Origin of the sequence: Enterobacter sp. KB-280D8 (genome assembly GCF_041399405.1) — a bacterium.
Classification (GTDB): Bacteria; Pseudomonadota; Gammaproteobacteria; order Enterobacterales; family Enterobacteriaceae; genus Enterobacter; species Enterobacter cloacae_N.
Map to the genome: position 1 here is coordinate 60,142 of NZ_JBGKEC010000003.1, position 20,910 is coordinate 81,051.

Below are 20,910 nucleotides of genomic sequence, written 5' to 3' on the forward strand. Positions count from 1 at the left end.
CAGATTTACTGTACGTCGCCAAACAGTCCCTTAAGAAACCGCTCCAGCGCCATACGCGAGCTGAAACCGTGCGGAATACCATAATGCTCATGCCGTTCACCGCCTAAATAGAGCGGAAATTGCTGATAATGATCGCAGGTTTTAATATCCGAGGCAGGTTCAGCAAATGACAGACTTCTGTCTTTCAGCGTCGGGTGAATAATGAGTGCGGTACGTCCCATCCTGGCTTCACGATTAACATACACATAATTCTCGCCTCGGCGATATCCATACGCTTTTGGCGTCACCTCATCCATGGTGAATCCCTCTTTTTCAAGAACGCGTGCCACCTCGTCAGGTCGTAAATACATATCTTTTCCTCGTTATCTTTTCCTGCCCGGCAACCTTACAGTATTCAGCATTAGCAGGGCTTTCAGAATAGTCCATAAACTGCCGGATAACGCGTGATGCGCTTCAGATATTAAATTTCTGAACTAAACTCATCAGGAACACAAAATTACGGAGGATCGTATGTTTAACAGACCGAACCGAAACGATATTAACGACGACGCTCAGGATATTCGTAATGATGTCAGCCAATTAGCGGACACGCTGGAAGAGGTGCTGAAGTCCTGGGGTACTGACGCGAAGGACGAAGCGGATGCCGCAAAACGTAAGGCTCAGTCTCTGCTCCGTGAAACCCGCGCCCGCATGAACGGACGTTCACGCGCCACACAGGCGGCCTGCGATATGGCAAGCTGCGCTACGACCTTCGTACGTGAAAAACCACTTTGTACGCTGGGAACCGTCGCGGCGGTCGGCATCTTTGTCGGTGCCCTGCTCAGCCTGCGTAAGTAAGTCTGACTTATCCGCCCCGGTAGCCTGTGGTGCCGGGGCTTTTCCTTGACTTCACACCCGAAAAACCCGTACAGCCAGCCCTGCCCCGCTGTGCTCATCATCAGGGCAACATCAATCTGAATTTCCCATATCTTGTATGGTTGAATCTTATCTCAACTACATCTAGTATTCCCTTTAGAAAGACACACACTACCTGACGCGTTAACTCGCGCCCTTTTCTCATTCTAAATGGAAATGCGAATCATGAGCATTATTATTTACACTCGTAATGACTGTGTTCAGTGCCACGCCACCAAACGGGCGATGGAGAGCCGCGGCGTGGCGTTTGAGATGGTTAATATCGACCAGCAGCCCGAGGCCGCCGATACCCTGCGCGCGCAGGGATTTCGTCAGCTTCCGGTGGTGGTTGCCGGTGACACCAGCTGGTCTGGCTTTCGCCCGGACATGATTAACCGCCTGAGCGCTCAGGCCACGCGTGCATGAGCAGGCTGGTCTACTTTTCCAGCAGCTCGGAAAACACGCTCCGCTTTATTGAGCGCCTTGGGCTGCCTGCGGTGCGTATTCCGCTCAACGAGCGGGAGCGTATTCAGGTAGACGAACCTTACATTCTGGTGGTGCCCAGCTATGGCGGGGGCGGTACGGCGGGAGCTGTGCCTCGCCAGGTGATCCGCTTTCTGAACGATCCTCATAACCGGGAGCTGATTCGGGGCGTGATCGCGGCAGGCAATCGTAATTTCGGCGATGCGTATGGCCGCGCCGGGGATGTCATCTCTCAAAAATGCGGCGTGCCGTATCTCTATCGTTTCGAGCTGATGGGGACACAGCAGGACGTAGAAAACGTGCGTAAAGGAGTGAACGAATTTTGGCAACGACAACCGCAGAACGGGTAATTCAGGCAACGCCGGACTACCACGCATTAAACGCTATGCTTAACCTCTATGACCGGGAGGGGCGCATTCAGTTTGGCAAAGATCGCGAGGCGGTAGAAGCCTTTTTCGCCGCCCACGTCCGTCCGAACAGCGTCGCTTTTGGCAGCCAGCAGGAACGTCTCGACTATCTGGTTAACGAAGGTTATTACGAGGAGCGCGTGCTGGCCCGCTATAACCGCGCTTTCGTGGTGAAGCTGTTTGAGCGCGCCCATGCCAGCGGTTTTCGTTTCCAGACCTTCCTCGGCGCGTGGAAGTATTACACCAGCTACACCCTGAAAACCTTCGACGGCAAACGCTACCTGGAAAGCTTTGAAGATCGCACCGTGATGGTGGCGCTGACGCTGGCCCAGGGCGACGAAGCGCTGGCCGAAAGGCTGATGGAGGAGATCCTCTCCGGCCGCTTCCAGCCCGCCACGCCGACGTTTCTCAACTGCGGTAAAGCCCAGCGCGGCGAGCTGGTCTCCTGCTTCCTCCTGCGCATCGAGGACAATATGGAGTCGATTGGTCGCGCGGTGAACTCGGCGCTGCAGCTTTCCAAACGCGGCGGCGGCGTGGCGTTTCTGCTCTCGAACCTGCGTGAAGCGGGTGCGCCGATCAAGCGCATCGAAAACCAGTCCTCCGGGGTAATCCCGGTGATGAAGATGCTGGAAGACGCGTTCTCCTATGCCAACCAGCTTGGCGCGCGTCAGGGCGCGGGGGCGGTTTACCTGCATGCGCATCACCCGGACATTCTGCGTTTTCTCGATACCAAACGCGAAAACGCCGACGAAAAAATCCGCATCAAAACCCTGTCGCTCGGCGTGGTGATCCCGGATATTACTTTTAAACTGGCTAAAGAGAATGCCGAGATGGCGCTCTTCTCGCCCTATGATATTGAGCGTATTTACGGCAAAGCGTTTGGCGACGTGGCCATCAGCGAGCTGTACGACGAGCTGGTGGCCGACGAGCGCATTCGTAAAAAATACATCAACGCCCGCGATTTCTTCCAGACGCTGGCCGAAATTCAGTTTGAGTCCGGTTATCCGTACATCATGTTCGAGGACACGGTGAACCGTGCCAACCCGATCGCCGGGCGTATCAACATGAGCAACCTGTGCTCGGAGATCTTGCAGGTCAACAGCGCGTCAGCCTACGACGAGAACCTGGACTATGCGGAAATCGGCAAAGATATCTCCTGCAACCTCGGGTCGCTCAATATTGCTCACACCATGGATTCGCCGGATTTTGGCCGCACGGTGGAGACCGCCATTCGCGGGCTGACGGCGGTCTCAGACATGAGCCACATTCGCAGCGTGCCCTCCATCGAGGCGGGTAACGCCGCATCGCATGCCATTGGCCTGGGGCAGATGAACCTGCACGGTTATCTGGCGCGGGAAGGTATCGCCTACGGCAGTCCGGAAGGGCTGGATTTCACCAACCTCTATTTCTACACCGTCACCTGGCACGCGCTGCACACCTCGATGATGCTGGCGCGCGAGCGCAGCCAGCGGTTCGCAGGCTTTGAGCAGTCGCGCTATGCCAGCGGGGCGTATTTCAGCCAGTATCTGGAAGGCGACTGGCAGCCAAAAACCGAAAAAGTGCGCGAACTGTTCGCCCGCGCGGGGATTACCCTGCCGACGCGAGAGATGTGGCAGCAGCTGCGTGACGACGTGATGCGCTACGGCATCTACAACCAGAACCTGCAGGCCGTGCCGCCAACCGGTTCGATTTCCTACATCAACCACGCCACGTCGAGCATTCACCCGATCGTGTCGAAAATTGAAATTCGTAAGGAAGGCAAAACCGGGCGCGTTTACTACCCCGCCCCGTTTATGACCAACGAGAACCTGGCGCTTTACCAGGATGCGTATGAGATCGGCCCGGAAAAAATCATCGATACCTACGCCGAAGCGACAAAGCACGTGGATCAGGGGCTGTCGCTGACGCTCTTCTTCCCGGACACCGCCACCACGCGGGATATCAACAGAGCGCAGATCTACGCCTGGAAGAAAGGCATCAAAACGCTCTACTACATTCGCCTGCGCCAGCTTGCGCTGGAAGGTACCGAAATCGAAGGCTGCGTGTCCTGCGCGCTGTAAGGAGAAAGGATGAAACTGTCACGCGTGAGTGCCGTTAACTGGAATAAAATCCAGGATGATAAAGACCTGGAGGTGTGGAACCGCCTGACCAGCAACTTCTGGCTGCCGGAAAAGGTGCCGCTCTCAAACGATATTCCGGCCTGGCAGACGCTGAGCCACGCCGAGCAGCAGCTGACGATCCGCGTCTTTACCGGCCTGACGCTGCTGGACACCATCCAGAATACTGTGGGTGCCCCCGCATTGATGAGCGACGCGCTGACGCCGCACGAAGAGGCGGTGATGTCGAACATCAGCTTTATGGAAGCGGTACATGCCCGCTCCTACAGCTCGATTTTCTCCACGCTGTGCCAGACCAAAGACGTGGACGCGGCCTACGCCTGGAGTGAAGAGAGCGAGTCGTTGCAGCGAAAGGCGGAGCTGGTGCTGAAATATTACCGCGCCGACGAGCCGCTGAAGAAGAAGATCGCCAGCGTGTTCCTGGAATCCTTCCTCTTCTATTCCGGCTTCTGGCTGCCCATGTACTGGTCGAGCCGGGGCAAGCTCACCAACACCGCCGATTTGATTCGGCTCATCATTCGTGACGAGGCGGTTCACGGGTATTACATCGGCTATAAATACCAGAAAGGGCTGGAGAAAGTCAGTCCGGAGAAACGCGAGGAGCTCAAAGGTTTTGCGCTCGATTTGCTGATGGATCTGTACGACAACGAACTGAGCTATACCGAAGAATTGTACGCCGGAACGGGCTGGGAAGAGGACGTAAAAGCGTTTCTCTGCTACAACGCGAACAAAGCGCTGATGAACCTTGGTTACGACGCGCTGTTCCCGCCGGAGATGGCGGAGGTGAACCCGGCGATCCTGGCGGCGCTGTCGCCGAATGCCGATGAAAACCACGATTTCTTCTCGGGATCCGGCTCATCGTATGTGATGGGCAAGGCGGTGGAAACCGAGGATGAAGACTGGGATTTTTAATGAACGCTAACGTTCGTTAATTTAATATAAACCCAACAATTCTCTCTCTAATATTTACAAAACATCTAAACTGTAATTTCCCCGTCATATTCGCCTGAATCACACCGATTCAGGCGAAATTTCCTGATGCCGCAGCAAAAAAATGAGAAAAATTCAAACCGCCCTCAGCCCTTTATTCATGGGAAATTCAGCCGCTTCGCTTACCTGAAAATTCACGTCATAAGCAAACCCAGGGTTGTCTCAGATTCTGAGTATGTTAGGGTTATGCCCGTTAACAATTTACCATGGTAATCATATCGACATAAACAAATAACAGGACACTCTCTATTGCATGGCAATTAAATTAGAAGTGAAAAATCTTAATAAAGTATTTGGCGAGCACCCGCAGCGCGCATTCAAATATATTGAGAAAGGCCTTTCGAAAGAGCAAATTCTGGAAAAAACCGGGCTATCGCTTGGCGTTAAAGACGCCAGTCTGGCCATTGAAGAAGGCGAGATTTTTGTCATCATGGGGTTATCCGGTTCGGGTAAATCCACTATGGTTCGCCTTCTCAATCGCCTGATTGAACCCACCCGCGGGCAGGTGCTGATTGACGGCGTGGATATCGCCAGAATATCAGACGCCGAGCTTCGCGAGGTGCGCAGAAAGAAGATCGCAATGGTGTTTCAGTCATTCGCGCTGATGCCGCACATGACGGTGCTGGATAATACCGCCTTTGGCATGGAATTAGCCGGCACGCCCGCTCAGGAACGTCAGGAAAAAGCCCTTGATGCCCTGCGTCAGGTGGGGCTTGAGAATTATGCTCACGCGTATCCGGATGAACTTTCCGGCGGTATGCGTCAGCGCGTGGGATTAGCCCGCGCGTTGGCCATTAATCCAGACATATTATTAATGGATGAAGCCTTCTCAGCCCTCGATCCGTTAATTCGCACCGAGATGCAGGATGAGCTGGTAAAATTACAGGCCAGACATCAGCGAACTATTGTCTTTATTTCCCACGATTTAGACGAAGCCATGCGTATTGGCGACCGAATTGCCATTATGCAAAACGGAGAGGTGGTGCAGGTCGGCACGCCGGATGAAATTCTGAATAATCCGGCGAATGATTACGTGCGAACCTTCTTCCGCGGCGTGGATATTAGCCAGGTATTTAGCGCTAAAGATATTGCGCGCCGAACGCCGAACGGCATTATCCGTAAAACGCCAGGCTTCGGCCCGCGCTCCGCCCTTAAGCTGCTGCAGGACGAAGACCGTGAATACGGGTATCTGGTTGAACGCGGCAATAAATTTGTCGGCATTGTCTCCATCGACTCTCTGAAAACCGCGCTTAGCGAAAATCAGGGGATCGATGCGGCGTTAATTGACGCTCCGCTTGCCGTGGACGCCGAAACGCCGCTCAGCGAGTTGCTCTCTCACGTGGGCCAGGCGCCGTGCGCCGTGCCGGTCGTGGGTGAGGAACAACAGTACGTCGGCATCATCTCCAAACGGATGCTGCTGCAGGCTTTAGATCGCGAGGGGGCAAACAATGACCGATCAAACTAACCCGTGGGGCACCACAGAGGCAGCGGACAGCGCTGCGCAATCCGCCGACGCATGGGGCTCCACGCCTGCACCTGCCGACGGTGGCGGCGCGGCGGACTGGCTGAACAGCGCGCCCGCGCCTGCGCCAGAACACTTCAACATCATGGATCCGTTCCATAAAACCCTGATCCCGCTGGACAGCTGGGTTACGGAGGGGATCGACTGGGTGGTCACGCACTTCCGTCCGGTGTTCCAGGGGATCCGCGTCCCGGTGGACTACATCCTGAACGGCTTCCAGCAGCTGATGCTGGGCATGCCTGCGCCGGTGGCCATTATCCTGTTCTCCCTGATTGCCTGGCAGTTCGGCAGCGCGGGGATGGGCATCGCCACGCTGATTTCGCTGATTGCCATTGGCGCGATTGGCGCGTGGTCGCAGGCAATGATCACGCTGGCGCTGGTGCTGACCGCCCTGCTCTTCTGCATCGTCATCGGGCTACCGATGGGGATCTGGCTGGCGCGCAGCCCGCGGGCCGCGAAGATTATTCGTCCGCTGCTGGATGCAATGCAGACCACGCCGGCCTTCGTCTATCTGGTGCCTATCGTGATGCTGTTCGGCATCGGTAACGTGCCGGGCGTGGTGGTGACCATTATCTTCGCCCTGCCGCCGATTATTCGTCTGACCATCCTGGGGATTAACCAGGTACCTGCGGATCTGATTGAGGCCTCGCGCTCGTTTGGTGCCAGCCCGCGCCAGATGCTGTTTAAGGTTCAGCTCCCGCTGGCGATGCCGACCATCATGGCAGGCGTTAACCAGACGCTGATGCTGGCCCTGTCGATGGTGGTGATCGCCTCGATGATCGCCGTTGGCGGACTGGGCCAGATGGTGCTGCGCGGCATTGGCCGTCTCGACATGGGGCTGGCCACCGTTGGCGGCGTCGGGATTGTGATCCTCGCCATTATTCTCGATCGCCTGACTCAGGCCGTCGGTCGTGATTCACGCAGTCGCGGCAACCGTCGCTGGTATACCACCGGCCCCGTCGGGTTACTGACCCGCCCATTTACAAAATAAGGAACAACGATGCGACAGAGCGTACTTTTTGCTACAGCGTTTGCCACCCTTGTCTCCACCAGCGCGTTTGCGGCTGACCTGCCGGGTAAAGGCATTACCGTGCAGCCGGTGCAGAGCACCATTTCGGAAGAGAGCTTCCAGACCCTGATCGTCAGCCGCGCGCTGGAGAAGCTGGGCTATACGGTCAACACGCCGAGCGAAGTGGATTACAACGTGGGCTACACCTCGATTGCCTCCGGTGACGCCACCTTTACCGCGGTGAACTGGCAGCCGCTGCACGACGACATGTATGCTGCCGCCGGTGGCGACAAGAAATTCTATCGCGAAGGGACCTTCGTGACGGGTGCGGCGCAGGGTTATCTGATCGACAAGAAAACCGCCGATAAGTATCACATCACCAATATTGAACAGCTGAAAGATCCGAAGATCGCCAGACTGTTCGACACCAACGGTGACGGCAAGGCCGACATGATGGGTTGCTCGCCGGGCTGGGGCTGTGAGGCGGTGATTAACCACCAGAACAAAGCGTTCGATCTGGCGAAAACCGTCGACGTGAGCCACGGCAACTATTCAGCGATGATGGCCGACACCATTGCCCGCTTTAAAGAGGGGAAACCGGTGATCTACTACACCTGGACACCGTACTGGGTGAGCGACGTGCTGAAGCCGGGTAAAGACGTGGTGTGGCTGCAGGTACCGTTCTCCTCCCTGCCGGGCGAGCAGAAAGATATCGACACCAAACTGCCGAACGGCATGAACTACGGCTTCCCGGTGAACACCATGCATATCGTGGCTAATAAAGCCTGGGCGGAGAAAAACCCGGCGGCGGCGAAGCTGTTCTCGGTGATGAAGCTGCCGCTGGCGGACATCAACGCCCAGAATGCGATGATGCACGCGGGCAAATCCTCTGAGGCGGATGTGAAAGGCCACGTGGACGGCTGGATCAAAGCTCACCAGCAGCAGTTTGACGGCTGGGTGAAAGAGGCGCTTGAAGCGCAGAAGTAAAAACAACACCCCTCACCCTAACCCTCTCCCCGAAGGGGAGAGGGGACTTTATACACCCTCTCCCCATCGGGGAGAGGGCCGGGGTGAGGGGCTCAAACCGCACCCAACCCAAACCGCACAAACACACACATAACAATCCCCCAACATTCACAATCATTGGTTATTATAGTTTCCGGAAAAATAATCACTTAACTAATGATTTCTGAAACCCATGACAAAAACATCTCAGGGGCTTAGTCCCGCACTCATCCTTTTAATGTCCGTGGCAACGGGTCTGGCAGTCGCCAGCAACTATTACGCGCAGCCTCTGCTCGATACTATCGCCCGCGCGTTTGACCTTTCCGCCAGCTCGGCAGGCTTTATCGTCACCGCCGCACAGCTTGGCTACGCCGCCGGGCTGCTGTTCCTGGTGCCGCTCGGTGATATGTTTGAACGCCGGATGCTGATTGTTTCGATGACGCTTCTGGCAGCAGGCGGCATGTTGATCACCGCCAGCAGCCAGTCGCTGACGATGATGATCGTCGGCACCGCGCTAACGGGACTGTTTTCCGTCGTCGCGCAAATTCTGGTGCCCCTCGCGGCAACCCTCGCCTCCCCGGAAAAACGCGGCAAGGTAGTGGGCACTATCATGAGCGGCCTGCTGCTCGGGATCCTGCTGGCGCGTACCGTTGCCGGGCTGCTGGCAAGCCTCGGCGGCTGGCGCACCGTTTACTGGGTGGCGAGCGTATTGATGGTGGTGATGGCGCTGGCGCTGTGGCGCGGGCTACCGAAGGTGAAGCAGGAGAACCACCTGAATTACCCGCAGCTTCTGGCCTCCGTGTTTAGCCTGTTCACGCAGGATAAACTGCTGCGCACCCGCGCTCTGCTGGGGTGTCTAACCTTCGCTAACTTCAGCATTCTCTGGACGTCGATGGCATTTCTGCTCGCCGCACCGCCGTTTAACTATTCAGAAGGGGTGATTGGTCTGTTCGGCCTGGCCGGTGCCGCCGGTGCATTGGGCGCGCGCCCGGCAGGCGGGCTGGCCGACAAAGGCAAATCGCATATCACCACGACCGCCGGACTGGTTTTGCTCCTGCTCTCCTGGGCGGCTATCTGGTATGGACACGTCTCGGTGCTGGCGCTGATCGTCGGTATTCTGGTGCTGGATCTCACCGTACAGGGTGTGCATATCACCAACCAGACCGTGATTTACCGCGTGAAGCCCGAGGCGCGTAACCGCCTCACGGCCGGATACATGACCAGCTACTTCATTGGTGGGGCAGCAGGTTCGTTAATTTCAGCGTCGGCATGGCAGCACGCCGGCTGGTCAGGTGTGTGCGGAATTGGCGCAATCGTCGCCGCGCTTAACCTTGTTGTGTGGTGGCGCGGCTACCATCGTCAGGAAGCAATTCACTAAGTTTTACATTGCTTTGGGCCTCTTAGGGTGTAAAGGGGCCCGGCAGTCTGTTAATGTAAACGTAATCATTTATCCCAGAAATTTTAATGTGGGTGACATATCTACAATTGGCATGAATAGTTCAGACCCCCGTCCTCACATCCTCTCTTCAGCGGGTTCATACCCTACGCTTTCTGTGCTCACCGGGTCACGGACTTACCCGGCGCTTTCTGATGGTGGCATTCATTTGGCGGATATAACCGCACAAATAATCCATTTACATTATTTGTCACCATCGTTACTATATCGGCTGTAATTAATGAGGTTATGCCCAAAATGGATAGTTCGTTTACGCCCATTGAACAAATGCTTAAATTCCGCGCCAGTCGTCATGAGGACTTCCCGTATCAGGAGATCCTGCTGACCCGCCTGTGCATGCACATGCAGGGTAAACTGCTGGAAAATCGTAATAAAATGCTGAAAGCTCAAGGGATTAACGAGACGTTGTTTATGGCGTTGATTACGCTGGAGTCTCAGGAAAACCACAGTATTCAGCCTTCTGAGCTGAGCTGCGCGCTGGGATCGTCCCGTACCAATGCGACCCGTATTGCTGATGAGCTGGAAAAGCGCGGCTGGATTGAGCGCCGTGAAAGCGATAACGATCGCCGCTGCCTGCATCTGCAATTGACCGATAAAGGTCACCAGTTCCTGCGTGAGGTGCTGCCACCTCAGCACAATTGCCTGCACAAACTCTGGTCTGCCCTCAGCACCGCCGAGCGCGACCAGCTTGAGCACATCACTCGCAAGCTGCTCACCCGTCTGGACCAGATGGATGAAGAAGGCGCAGTTCTTGAGGCGCTGCGCTAACGCGACGACACGCTCAACAATCCAGATTTATAAAAGAAAACCGACAGGCCAGCACGTCACACTGCTGGCCTTTCTGACAACAGGTCGGCTCAGCCGATGTGAAAATAAGAAGATCGTGGAGAACAACAATGAGCGCAAATGCGGAGAGCACTACCCCGCAGCAACCGGCCAACAAGAAAGGCAAACGTAAAAGTGCCCTTCTTCTGTTGACCTTGCTCTTTATTATTATTGCCGTGGCATATGGGATCTATTGGTTTTTAGTATTGCGTCATGCAGAAGAGACTGACGACGCATACGTGGCAGGGAACCAGGTACAGATTATGGCGCAGGTGTCGGGCAGCGTGACGAAAGTCTGGGCTGACAATACCGACTTTGTGCAAAAAGGCGATGTGTTGGTGACCCTCGATCCAACCGATGCCCAGCAGGCCTTTGAGAAAGCCCAGACCGCGCTGGCCTCCAGCGTCCGTCAGACCCGCCAGCTGATGATCAACAGTAAGCAGCTGCAGGCCAACATCGACGTGCAGAAAACCGCGCTGGCGCAGGCGCAGAGCGACCTGAACCGCCGCGTTCCGCTCGGCACCGCCAACCTGATTGGCCGTGAAGAGCTGCAGCACGCGCGCGACGCGGTTGCCAGCGCTCAGGCACAGCTTGACGTGGCCATTCAGCAGTACAACGCCAACCAGGCGATGGTGCTCGGCACCAGCCTGGAAAACCAGCCCGCCGTGCAGCAGGCAGCGACCGAAGTGCGCAACGCGTGGCTTGCCCTGCAGCGTACTAAAATCGTCAGCCCGATGACCGGTTACGTCTCCCGCCGTTCCGTCCAGCCAGGAGCGCAGATTAGCCCAACCACGCCGCTGATGGCGGTCGTGCCGGCGGACAACCTGTGGGTAGACGCTAACTTTAAAGAGACGCAGCTTGCCCATATGCGTATCGGCCAGACCGCGACGGTCGTCAGCGACATCTACGGCGATGACGTGAAGTACACCGGGAAAGTGGTTGGCCTGGATATGGGGACCGGCAGCGCCTTCTCCCTGCTGCCTGCGCAGAACGCCACCGGTAACTGGATCAAAGTGGTTCAGCGTCTGCCCGTGCGTATCGAACTGGATGCCAAACAGCTGGCGGATCACCCGCTGCGTATCGGCCTCTCAACGCTTGTGACGGTCGATACCGCCAACCGCGACGGTCAAATCCTCGCAAGCCAGGTGCGAAGCACGCCGGCTTATGAAAGTAACGCCCGTGAAATTAGCCTCGATCCGGTCAACAAGCTGATCGATGACATCGTGAAGGCAAACGCCGGTTAATCCGAAGGTGAGCGTTATGCAACAGCAAAAGCCGCAAAAACCGCTGGAAGGCGCGCAGCTGGTCATTATGACCATCGCGCTGTCGCTGGCGACATTCATGCAGGTGCTGGACTCCACCATCGCAAACGTGGCGATCCCAACGATCGCCGGTAACCTTGGCTCGTCGCTGAGCCAGGGGACCTGGGTCATTACCTCGTTTGGGGTGGCAAACGCCATCTCCATTCCGATCACCGGCTGGCTGGCGAAGCGCGTCGGTGAGGTGAAGCTGTTCCTCTGGTCGACAATCCTGTTCGTGCTGGCCTCCTGGGCGTGCGGCATGTCCAGCAGCCTGACGATGCTGATCTTCTTCCGCGTCATTCAGGGGATTGTCGCCGGGCCGCTGATCCCGCTGTCCCAGAGTTTGCTGCTGAACAACTATCCGCCTGCCAAACGCTCCATCGCGCTGGCGCTGTGGTCGATGACCGTGATTGTCGCGCCGATTTGCGGGCCTATCCTCGGCGGCTATATCAGCGATAACTACCACTGGGGCTGGATCTTCTTCATCAACGTGCCCATCGGTGCGCTGGTGGTGCTGATGACGCTGCAGTCTCTGCGCGGTCGCGAAACGCGGACCGAACAGCGGCGCATTGACGGCATCGGGCTGGCGCTGCTGGTTGTCGGCATCGGTAGCCTGCAGATCATGCTCGACCGCGGTAAAGAGCTGGACTGGTTTGCCTCTACGGAAATCATCGTGCTGACGGTGGTCGCCGTGGTCGCCATTAGCTTCCTGATTGTCTGGGAGCTGACGGACGATAACCCGATAGTCGATCTCTCGCTCTTCAAATCGCGAAACTTCACCATCGGCTGTCTGTGTATCAGCCTCGCCTATATGCTCTACTTCGGCGCGATTGTTCTGCTGCCGCAGCTACTGCAGGAGGTGTACGGTTATACCGCGACCTGGGCGGGGCTGGCGTCTGCACCTGTCGGGTTAATACCGGTTCTGCTGTCGCCGATTATTGGCCGCTTTGCCCATAAGCTCGATATGCGCAGGCTGGTGACGTTCAGCTTCATTATGTACGCCGTGTGCTTCTACTGGCGCGCGTATACGTTCGAACCGGGAATGGACTTTGGCGCTTCCGCGTGGCCGCAGTTCATTCAGGGCTTTGCCGTGGCGTGCTTCTTTATGCCGCTGACCACCATTACGCTCTCCGGCTTGCCGCCCGAGCGCATGGCGGCGGCATCGAGCCTGTCGAACTTCACCCGTACGCTGGCGGGCTCTATCGGGACGTCGATCACCACCACGCTGTGGACCAACCGTGAATCGATGCACCATGCCCAGCTGACCGAAGCGGTGAACCCGTTCAACCCTAACGCTCAGCAGATGTACAGCCAGCTAGAGGGGATGGGGATGACGGAGCAGCAGGCCTCCGGCTGGATTGCCCAGCAGATCACTAACCAGGGGCTGATTATCTCGGCGAACGAGATTTTCTGGATATCGGCGGGGATCTTCATCGTCCTGCTGGGGCTGGTGTGGTTTGCTAAACCGCCGTTTGGCGCCGGTAGCGGCGGCGGTGGCGCGCACTAATTCGCGTTGTCCAGAACGCGACAGCGATTGTCAGTTTCGATAAAGCAGCGCTCCTGAAATCAATTCACGATAGTGAAAAGACAACAGGAGCGCATCATGCTGAACACACCCGCCGACAAATACCAACCCTATCCCACCGTTTCATTGCCCGACCGTCGCTGGCCGGAGCAACGCATCACTCGCGCGCCGCGCTGGCTCTCGACCGACTTACGCGACGGCAACCAGGCGCTTGCCGAGCCGATGGACAGCGCGCGCAAGCTGCAGTTCTGGGACCTGCTGCTGGGCTGCGGGTTTAAAGAAATAGAGGTGGCCTTCCCGTCCGCCTCGCAGACCGACTTCAACTTTGTGCGCCAGCTGATCGAAGAGAACCGCATCCCGGATGACGTCACGATTCAGGTGTTAACTCAGGCGCGGGAAGATCTCATTCATCGCACTTTCGAATCCCTGCGTGGCGCGAAGCAGGCGACCATCCACCTGTATAACGCCACCGCCCCGCTGTTCCGCCGCCTGGTATTCGGCATGGAGAAAGCGCAGATCGTCGAGCTGGCCACGCGCGCCACGCGCCTTATCCGCCAGCTGTGCGAAGAGAACCCGGATACCTGCTGGCAGTACGAGTACTCCCCGGAAACCTTCTGCTTTACCGAGCCGGAGTTTGCGCTGGAGATTTGTGAAGCCGTGGCGGAGATCTGGCAGCCGTGCGATGCACGTCCGATGATTATCAACTTACCCGCCACCGTCGAGGTCAGCACGCCAAACGTCTATGCCGACCAAATTGAGTATTTCTGTCGCCACTTCAGCCGCCGCCGCGACGTCTGCATTAGCGTGCATCCGCATAACGACCGAGGTACCGGCGTTGCCAGCGCCGAGCTGGCCGTAATGGCGGGCGCGGACCGCGTGGAGGGCTGCCTGTTCGGCAACGGTGAACGCACGGGTAACGTCTGTCTGGTGACGCTGGCGATGAACCTCTACAGCCAGGGCATTAGCCCGAATCTGGATTTCAGCGACATGAACCGGGTGGTGGAAACCGTGGAAACCTGCAATCAGCTGCCGGTGCACCCGCGCCATCCGTGGGCAGGACGGCTGGCCTATACTGCTTTCTCCGGCTCGCACCAGGATGCCATCAAGAAAGGCTTTGATGCCCGCAGGCCTGGCGATCGCTGGGAGATGCCCTATCTGCCCGTCGATCCACAGGATATCGGCTGCACCTACGAAGCGGTGATCCGCGTGAACAGCCAGTCAGGAAAAAGCGGCAGCGCGTGGCTTATCGAGCAAAATCATGGGCTGAAACTGCCCCGCGCCCTGCAGCAGGATTTCAGCCAGCACGTGCAGCAGGAAACCGACCGCCACGGAAAAGAGATGACGCAGAACGCGCTTTGGCAGCTGTTCCGCACCCGCTACGGGCTGGTGACCACGCCGCAGTTTGCGCTGCAATCCTACCGCAGTGACGGCCAGCAGGATGGCCAGCTGCGGCTGACGGCAAGCGTCGTCACGCAGAGGGGAACCCGTCAGCTGGAGGGTCAGGGTAACGGGCTGCTCTCCGCTGCCGCTCAGGGTTTAAGCCGCTGGGTCAACGCGCCGTTTGTGATTAAGGATTATCACGAGCATACGCTGGGTGAACGCAGCGACAGCCGCTCGGTGGCCTATATTCGCTGCCTGTTCCAGGACGGCACCAGCAGCTGGGGCGTGGGCATTGACAGCGACGTGGCGCGCGCGTCGCTTCAGGCTCTGTTTAACGCGGTTAGTCGTTCTTAAAGTAATCGCTGGGTGAAAGGCCCATCACCCGGCGGAACATTGCCGTAAAGGCGCTGTGGCTGCCGTACCCCAGATCCAGCGCCACGCGTAATACCGGCTGGCCCTGCGCCAGCCGCACTAAGGCTTCCAGCAGACGCGCCCTTCTCAACCACTCGCCGTAGCTTAATCCCGTCTGCTGCTGAAAATGGCGGTTCAGGGTACGCTCGCTCATGCCGAGCAGGCTCGCGCTCTGTTGACCGCTCCAGCTTTCACCTGGTGACTGACGGACCTGCCGACACAGCTGGCGTAACGCCTCACTTTCCGGCTCCGGCAGGTGAAACGGCAGCACCGGCATAGTGCGAATTTCATCCAGAATGAGCTCATAGACGCGCTCATCCCGGCTTCCCGGTGAGTACGATTCAGGTAAAGTAAGGGAGACGAGGATAAGCTCGCGCAACAGCGGCGCGATCTGCACGATCTGGCAGGTGGCCGGGAGATCGGCCCGCGCCAGCGGATCGACAAACAGCGTTCGCGCTGCAACGTTGCCGGTGATGCGAAGCGAGTGCTGTGTTCCCGCCGGTAGCCAGACGCCGCGCCCGGGAGGAACAACCCAACAACCTGATGCCGTATCGACCCGCACGACGCCCGTCAGGCTGTGCAGCAGCTGTGCGCAGTCGTGCTCGTGCCACGGCTCGCTGTCGCCATGAACGTAATCATGGGCAAACGGAACGAGGGGACGATGGGTAAAGGAGAACGTAGAGGTTGTGGTCATGGGGTTAAACCACCCTCACCCTACCCTCTCCCGGTGGGAGAGGGAAAAGGTGCACTAGATGTGCAGCTCCTGCAGTTTTTCTTTTGGCAGGGCCAGCTCTTCGTTGCTGTTCACGCGAACGTCACGCTCGATGATGTGACGGGCGATGTCCTGCGCTTCTTCCAGAGAGTGCATCTGGTAAGTTCCGCACTGGTAAACGTTCAGCTCAGGGATCTGGTTCTGCTCTTTCACCTTCAGCACGTCTTCCATGGCCGCTTTCCACGCATTGGCGACGCGTTTCTCTTCCGGCTGACCAATCAGGCTCATGTAAAAGCCGGTACGGCAGCCCATCGGAGAAATGTCGATGATCTCAACGCCGTTGCCGTTCAGGTGGTCACGCATGAAACCGGCGAACAGGTGTTCCAGAGTGTGAATGCCTTTCTCCGGCATCACTTCTTTATTCGGCACGCAGAAGCGCAGATCGAAGACGGTGATCGTGTCGCCGTGCGGGGTATGCATGGTCTTCGCCACGCGGACTGCAGGTGCTTCCATACGGGTATGGTCGACAGTAAAGCTATCTAATAACGGCATACGTCACCTCCGATAGTGATTTTTTTTAAAATAAACTGAACTCTTCTACAGAACGCGCGTCTGAGTATATGAAAGACGCGCATTTGTTATCATCATCCCTGAATTCAGAGATGTATATTTTGGCCACAGCGATGTGGCCTTTTTCTTTTCTGCTTAAGCCTGCTTCGCCAGAAACGCCTCAAACGACTCGGTATCCGCCGCTTCAACCTCTTTCTGACGCACAACGGACGCCTCGCGCTCCGCGACAAAATCCGCTTCGCTCAGCACTTCTAACGGCTCCTGCATCAGCATCTCACGGTACTCCGCTGAGAGTGAACGCCCCGTGCCGCCAATGCCCTGATCAATCATAGAACGCAGAATGCGCGCAGAGAACGTCAGTTCCGGATTATCAAAACTTTCCACCAGCTGGTCGCAGATCTGTTGATAAGCGTCGCCGCCATCGATGCTGTCCATTGTCCGGGCAACACGCTTCAGGTCGTGGAACAGATCTTTACCCACCTTAGCCAGCGGGAACTGCGCCGTTTCGCAGCCAATGCCTAACGTCAGGCCAGGCTTGCGCCCTTCCAGAATCACGCGGTTCCAGTTCGTGCGCGTACAAAGCAATTCGTCTGAACTCATTTCCGGCGCATCCGCCAGCGCGCACCAGACCATAAACAGATCCAGGAAGCGAACCTGCTGCTCGTCAACGCCAATCGGTGAGAACGGGTTGATGTCCAGCGAGCGCACTTCAATGTATTCAATGCCGCCGCGCTGCAGCGCATCCGACGGCGTTTCTCCGCTGCGCGTCACGCGCTTCGGACGAATTGGCGCATACAGTTCGTTTTCAATCTGCAATACGTTACTGTTGATTTGCAGGCGCTTTCCGTCTTTTTCGAGGCCGATTTTCGCGTACTCTTCCGACGGGGTTTTGATCGCCCGCTTCAATCCTGCCACATATTCGTGCAATTCGTTAAACGTAATACCGAGATTGCTTTGCGATTTATTGGTATAGCCCAGATCGCTCATGCGCAGAGAAGTCGCGTACGGGAGATAGTACATTCCGCACTCCGTCTTTTCGAACGGCAGCGTGGTCGGTTTCCCCTGCAGGAACGATGAGCAAATGGCGGGCGACGCGCCAAACAGATACGGAATCACCCAGCCGAAACGGTAATAGTTGCGGATCAGACGGAAATAACCGGCGGAGATCGCTTCTTTATCCGTTTCTCCCCCCTTCGCCTGCCAGAACGCCATCGGCAAAGAGAAATTGTAGTGCACGCCAGAGATAGTCTGCATGAGTGCGCCGTAGCGATTTTTCAGACCTTCGCGATAGAGCGTTTTCAGCCGGCCAATGTTTGACGTGCCGTACTGCGCCAGCTCAATCTCCTGGCCCTGCTCGATATAGCACGGCATGCTGAGCGGCCACATGCGCTCATCGCCAAGATTGCGCGCGGTGTAGCGATGGATATCGCGCAGGATCGTCAGCATATGATCGATATCGCCGTCCACCGGCGTAATGAACTCCAGCAGCGCTTCAGCGAAATCGGTTGTGATCCATTTATGTGTCAGCGCCGAGCCTAACGCCTTCGGGTGACCCGTCGTCGCTAAGCTACCGTCCGCGTTAACGCGCAGCGTTTCACGCTCAAGACCACGCTGAATACCCTTCAGAGCCTGAGGGTGGTTTTCCAGCCAGGCCAGCGCCTGAGATACGTCCGGGATCAATTTGACCTCCCGCCTGTCAAAGTAATGTTACTCAGCATAATTGTAATGGTTGACGATTGAAGGTCGCGTATTCATTCCACCAATTAGTGCCACCACGTCATACCCTGTAGTGTTGCCCACGCCACGAGAACATAGCGCAACGCCTTGCCAAGGCACAAAAAAAAGAGCACTGGTCCCCAGGAGATGCGCATCCATCCCGCCAGCAGACACAGTAAATCGCCTATTACAGGCATCCAGCTTAATAACAGCGTGGCAGCGCCATAGCGTTTTAGCCAGCCGACTGCCTTTTCCTGCCAGCGCGACTTTTCGCGCAGCGGAAAGAAACGCCCAAGAATAACGTTAGTCAGCCCTCCAAGGCTATTACCCATTGTTGCTATTAATACAAGCAGCCAGGGCTGACTGACGCCGGACAACAGCATCGCCACCAGCACCACTTCCGAATTTCCCGGTAACAGCGTGGCGCTTAGAAAACTGCTGGCGAATAATGAGGCAAGTGACAGCGCGTCACTCACAGCAAGCGCACATCCACCGCATCCATTCCGGCATCACGCGCGGCCTGAATACCGAAATCGGCATCTTCAAACACGACGCATTTTGCCGCCGGTACGCCCATTAATTCTGCGCAGAGCAGAAAGGTGTCCGGTGCGGGCTTGTGATTTTTAACATGATCGGCGGCAACCACGGCAGAAAAATAGTGGCGCAGGCCAAGATGGTTGAGCAACGCTTCTGCTATCGCGCTCTCGCTGCCCGTACCGACAGACATCGGGCGACGCCCGTGCCACTCTTTTACCACATCAATCAGTGGCAGAGGGCGTACGGTATCTAAAAGCATGGCTTTTACCGCATCGGTTTTTTCACGCGCGAGAAGGTGTGGGTCGAGATCGGCCTGATTCAGTTCAATCACGGCCTGCGCAATACGCCAGGTAGGGGATCCGTTGAGGGCAATCATCGCCTGAAGGTCGAAACGCATGCCGTAGCGGCCAAGGACCTCGGTCCAGGCTTGACGATGCGTGGGTTCGGTATCCAGGATGGTGCCATCCATGTCGAAGATCAAACCGTCATACTGTGCGTACATCGTGCTCTCGCTAAACGATTAACAAAGCATTACTTTATCGTAAAAGGTGGTTTTTGTCGCTGATTGCGAAATGATAACAACGAGAGTGATTAAGAACTAAACATCGAAGGGAAAGGCAGAAGAGATGGTGCATCCGGGAGGATTACTCGGCTGCGCCTCGCCCTGCGGGCCGTTGCTGAAGCAACGTTATCCTCCCTGGTGCTCGCGATTAACTCGCAGACCTTGAAAAAACAGCATTGCTGTTATCCAGGAGAATATGGTGCATCCGGGAGGATTCGAACCTCCGACCGCTCGGTTCGTAGCCGAGTACTCTATCCAGCTGAGCTACGGATGCATCGGGAAATGCTTTTAGAAACAGTAAATGGTGCATCCGGGAGGATTACTCGGCTGCGCCTCGCCCTGCAGGCCGTTGCTGAAGCAACGTTATCCTCCCTGGTACTCGCGATTAACTCGCAGACCTTGAAACAACAGCGTGGCTATTATCTCGGAGAATATGGTGCATCCGGGAGGATTCGAACCTCCGACCGCTCGGTTCGTAGCCGAGTACTCTATCCAGCTGAGCTACGGATGCATCAGGGTACTGCTTTCAGAAATAGTAAATGGTGCATCCGGGAGGATTCGAACCTCCGACCGCTCGGTTCGTAGCCGAGTACTCTATCCAGCTGAGCTACGGATGCATCGGGATTTACTACTGTACTGCTCGATATTCATATCACTTCTAAAGCAATATGAAGTAATAGATGGTGCATCCGGGAGGATTCGAACCTCCGACCGCTCGGTTCGTAGCCGAGTACTCTATCCAGCTGAGCTACGGATGCAAAATGGCGGTGAGGCGGGGATTCGAACCCCGGATGCAGCTTTTGACCGCATACTCCCTTAGCAGGGGAGCGCCTTCAGCCTCTCGGCCACCTCACCACACAACGCCTCTTTCGAGTGCTTCGAGTTACTCGTTAAGAGCTTCTCGTCGCTGCGTGGCGCATATATTACTTTCTGGGACTTATAAGTCAAACAATTTTCCAAAAGCTTTTATCGTTTGCACAAATCACACGCAATTCGCATGTAAAAGCCGCAAAGAGGGTGTTTTATAAGCGGATTTTGCAGGCAACGCCACAGAAAACATCTGACGTAATGGCGGTGTTGAGACGAGTTAAGGGCAACGTAGTGGTTAAAAAGAGAGCGATTGAAATTAAACGGTAACTTTAAGCAGGAAAAATAGCGGGAGGGTTGCGTCTCGCCCGACAGCGAGACGCGACAATATCAGTAACTGGACTGCTGGGATTTTTCAGCCTGGATACGCTGGTAGATCTCTTCACGGTGGACAGATACTTCTTTAGGAGCGTTAACACCAATACGTACCTGGTTACCCTTTACCCCTAAAACTGTCACGGTGACCTCATCCCCAATCATGAGGGTCTCACCAACTCGACGAGTCAGAATCAGCATTCTTTGCTCCTTGAAAGATTAAAAGAGTCGGGTCTCTTGTATCCCGGCATTATCCATCATATAACGCCAAAAAGTAAGCGATGACAAACACGTAAAGTGTAAGCA

General features: G+C 56.3%; 20 protein-coding genes and 5 tRNA genes. 13 read left to right on the top strand and 12 right to left on the bottom strand.

The window, feature by feature from the left end:
- Positions 1–5: 5 nt before the first annotated feature.
- Entirely contained in the window at positions 6–350 is a 345-nt protein-coding gene (locus AB8818_RS10285; RefSeq protein WP_023308923.1) for a DUF2002 family protein, read from the bottom strand.
- A gap of 160 nt (positions 351–510) precedes the next feature.
- Between AB8818_RS10285 and AB8818_RS10290 the strand changes: the two genes are divergently transcribed.
- From AB8818_RS10290 to leuA, 13 genes are all read left to right on the top strand, one after another.
- Complete coding sequence (locus AB8818_RS10290) at positions 511–837, top strand: DUF883 domain-containing protein (RefSeq protein WP_032642961.1); 327 nt, start codon at positions 511–513, stop codon at positions 835–837.
- A 243-nt stretch (positions 838–1,080) separates the two neighbouring features.
- Positions 1,081–1,320: a glutaredoxin-like protein NrdH gene (nrdH, locus tag AB8818_RS10295; RefSeq protein WP_116343824.1), complete on the top strand. Its 240-nt coding sequence runs from the start codon at positions 1,081–1,083 to the stop codon at positions 1,318–1,320.
- Positions 1,317–1,727 carry a class Ib ribonucleoside-diphosphate reductase assembly flavoprotein NrdI gene (gene nrdI / locus AB8818_RS10300; protein WP_192984398.1) on the top strand — a complete coding sequence of 137 codons (411 nt, stop codon included), beginning with the start codon at positions 1,317–1,319 and terminating at the stop codon, positions 1,725–1,727. Before nrdH ends, nrdI begins: the two co-directional genes overlap by 4 nt.
- Positions 1,700–3,844 (top strand): class 1b ribonucleoside-diphosphate reductase subunit alpha, encoded by a 2,145-nt coding sequence (nrdE, locus tag AB8818_RS10305; RefSeq protein WP_192984395.1) that lies wholly within the window; start codon positions 1,700–1,702, stop codon positions 3,842–3,844. Before nrdI ends, nrdE begins: the two co-directional genes overlap by 28 nt.
- Before the next feature lie 9 nt (positions 3,845–3,853).
- Complete coding sequence (gene nrdF, locus AB8818_RS10310; RefSeq protein WP_163330121.1) at positions 3,854–4,813, top strand: class 1b ribonucleoside-diphosphate reductase subunit beta; 960 nt, start codon at positions 3,854–3,856, stop codon at positions 4,811–4,813.
- A 331-nt stretch (positions 4,814–5,144) separates the two neighbouring features.
- Positions 5,145–6,356, top strand: coding sequence for a glycine betaine/L-proline ABC transporter ATP-binding protein ProV (gene proV, locus AB8818_RS10315; protein WP_192984391.1), 1,212 nt, complete (start codon positions 5,145–5,147; stop codon positions 6,354–6,356).
- Positions 6,340–7,404, top strand: coding sequence for a glycine betaine/L-proline ABC transporter permease ProW (proW, locus tag AB8818_RS10320; protein ID WP_119916181.1), 1,065 nt, complete (start codon positions 6,340–6,342; stop codon positions 7,402–7,404). The genes proV and proW overlap by 17 nt, the downstream gene beginning before the upstream one ends.
- A 9-nt stretch (positions 7,405–7,413) precedes the next feature.
- A complete protein-coding gene (proX, locus tag AB8818_RS10325) occupies positions 7,414–8,409 on the top strand; it encodes a glycine betaine/L-proline ABC transporter substrate-binding protein ProX (protein ID WP_139784221.1) in 996 nt (331 codons plus the stop codon).
- Positions 8,410–8,620: 211 nt separating this feature from the next.
- Positions 8,621–9,805 carry an MFS transporter gene (locus tag AB8818_RS10330; RefSeq protein WP_192984389.1) on the top strand — a complete coding sequence of 395 codons (1,185 nt, stop codon included), beginning with the start codon at positions 8,621–8,623 and terminating at the stop codon, positions 9,803–9,805.
- A 315-nt stretch (positions 9,806–10,120) separates the two neighbouring features.
- Positions 10,121–10,651: a transcriptional repressor MprA gene (gene mprA / locus AB8818_RS10335; RefSeq protein ID WP_061099626.1), complete on the top strand. Its 531-nt coding sequence runs from the start codon at positions 10,121–10,123 to the stop codon at positions 10,649–10,651.
- A 128-nt stretch (positions 10,652–10,779) separates the two neighbouring features.
- Complete coding sequence (gene emrA / locus AB8818_RS10340; protein ID WP_061097297.1) at positions 10,780–11,952, top strand: multidrug efflux MFS transporter periplasmic adaptor subunit EmrA; 1,173 nt, start codon at positions 10,780–10,782, stop codon at positions 11,950–11,952.
- A 16-nt stretch (positions 11,953–11,968) separates the two neighbouring features.
- Entirely contained in the window at positions 11,969–13,516 is a 1,548-nt protein-coding gene (gene emrB / locus AB8818_RS10345) for a multidrug efflux MFS transporter permease subunit EmrB (protein WP_163330118.1), read from the top strand.
- A 96-nt stretch (positions 13,517–13,612) separates the two neighbouring features.
- Positions 13,613–15,268: a 2-isopropylmalate synthase gene (gene leuA, locus AB8818_RS10350; protein WP_192984386.1), complete on the top strand. Its 1,656-nt coding sequence runs from the start codon at positions 13,613–13,615 to the stop codon at positions 15,266–15,268.
- Here the strand turns inward: leuA and AB8818_RS10355 are convergent.
- The 11 genes from AB8818_RS10355 to csrA all read right to left on the bottom strand — a co-directional run bounded on the left by AB8818_RS10355 (position 15,255) and on the right by csrA (position 20,805).
- A complete protein-coding gene (locus AB8818_RS10355) occupies positions 15,255–16,019 on the bottom strand; it encodes a helix-turn-helix domain-containing protein (RefSeq protein WP_163330116.1) in 765 nt (254 codons plus the stop codon). The two genes, leuA and AB8818_RS10355, sit on opposite strands and share 14 nt — an antisense overlap.
- A gap of 54 nt (positions 16,020–16,073) precedes the next feature.
- Entirely contained in the window at positions 16,074–16,589 is a 516-nt protein-coding gene (gene luxS, locus AB8818_RS10360; protein WP_192984383.1) for an S-ribosylhomocysteine lyase, read from the bottom strand.
- A gap of 153 nt (positions 16,590–16,742) precedes the next feature.
- Complete coding sequence (gene gshA / locus AB8818_RS10365) at positions 16,743–18,287, bottom strand: glutamate--cysteine ligase (RefSeq protein ID WP_192984380.1); 1,545 nt, start codon at positions 18,285–18,287, stop codon at positions 16,743–16,745.
- Positions 18,288–18,370: 83 nt separating this feature from the next.
- Positions 18,371–18,799 (bottom strand): YqaA family protein, encoded by a 429-nt coding sequence (locus tag AB8818_RS10370; protein ID WP_008499541.1) that lies wholly within the window; start codon positions 18,797–18,799, stop codon positions 18,371–18,373.
- A complete protein-coding gene (gene yqaB / locus AB8818_RS10375; protein ID WP_116343828.1) occupies positions 18,796–19,362 on the bottom strand; it encodes a fructose-1-phosphate/6-phosphogluconate phosphatase in 567 nt (188 codons plus the stop codon). The genes AB8818_RS10370 and yqaB overlap by 4 nt, the downstream gene beginning before the upstream one ends.
- Positions 19,363–19,619: 257 nt before the next feature.
- Positions 19,620–19,696, bottom strand: a tRNA-Arg gene (locus AB8818_RS10380).
- 160 nt (positions 19,697–19,856) lie between these two features.
- Positions 19,857–19,933: transfer RNA gene (locus AB8818_RS10385), tRNA-Arg, on the bottom strand.
- A 29-nt stretch (positions 19,934–19,962) separates the two neighbouring features.
- Positions 19,963–20,039: transfer RNA gene (locus tag AB8818_RS10390), tRNA-Arg, on the bottom strand.
- A gap of 64 nt (positions 20,040–20,103) precedes the next feature.
- Positions 20,104–20,180, bottom strand: a tRNA-Arg gene (locus AB8818_RS10395).
- Positions 20,181–20,184: 4 nt separating this feature from the next.
- Positions 20,185–20,277, bottom strand: a tRNA-Ser gene (locus AB8818_RS10400).
- A 342-nt stretch (positions 20,278–20,619) separates the two neighbouring features.
- Positions 20,620–20,805 (bottom strand): carbon storage regulator CsrA, encoded by a 186-nt coding sequence (gene csrA / locus AB8818_RS10405; RefSeq protein ID WP_000906486.1) that lies wholly within the window; start codon positions 20,803–20,805, stop codon positions 20,620–20,622.
- Between the last annotated feature and the right edge of the window lie 105 nt (positions 20,806–20,910).